General features: G+C 73.8%; 1 protein-coding gene. It reads right to left on the reverse strand.

Annotated elements, in window-relative coordinates; all coding sequences use genetic code 11:
- Nucleotides 1–236: 236 nt before the first annotated feature.
- Nucleotides 237–455, reverse strand: a 219-nt coding sequence (locus tag IE97_RS0137870; protein WP_030252247.1) for a peptide-methionine (S)-S-oxide reductase, incomplete at its 5' end; no start/stop codon positions are given.

Raw genomic sequence — 455 nt, forward strand, 5'->3', positions numbered from 1 at the left:
ACCCCGATGCCTTCGCGTTCACCGGCACCGGGTCGGTCTCGACGCTCACGGGCGGAGGGACGACCACCACGGAGCTGAGCGGGGCCTACACCTGCTACCTGACCACATCCTGACGGCTCGTCAGCTCGCGGGGGCGCCCGTCACCCGTACACCGGGGGCGGCCCCGGCCGGAGCTGAGGTCGTGTGACCGGAGCCGCCGCCGGACCTCGCCGAACCGGAGGAGCAGGGGCCGGGAACTACTTGTCCGCCGCCTCCGGCGCGGGGGCGATGCCCGTAGGGCAGGCGCGGCCCCAGTTGGTCTCGGAGGGGGACTCCAGGGTGGCGCCCGTGCCCCCGATGCCGCAGTAGCCGTCCGGGTTCTTGTCCAGGTACTGCTGGTGGTACGCCTCCGCCGGCCAGAACGGGCGGCCCTCGGCCGGGAGGATCTCCGTCGTGATCTCCCGGTGGCCCGAGGC

The sequence above is a fragment of the Streptomyces sp. NRRL S-455 genome (assembly GCF_000717875.1).
Classification (GTDB): Bacteria; Actinomycetota; Actinomycetes; order Streptomycetales; family Streptomycetaceae; genus Streptomyces.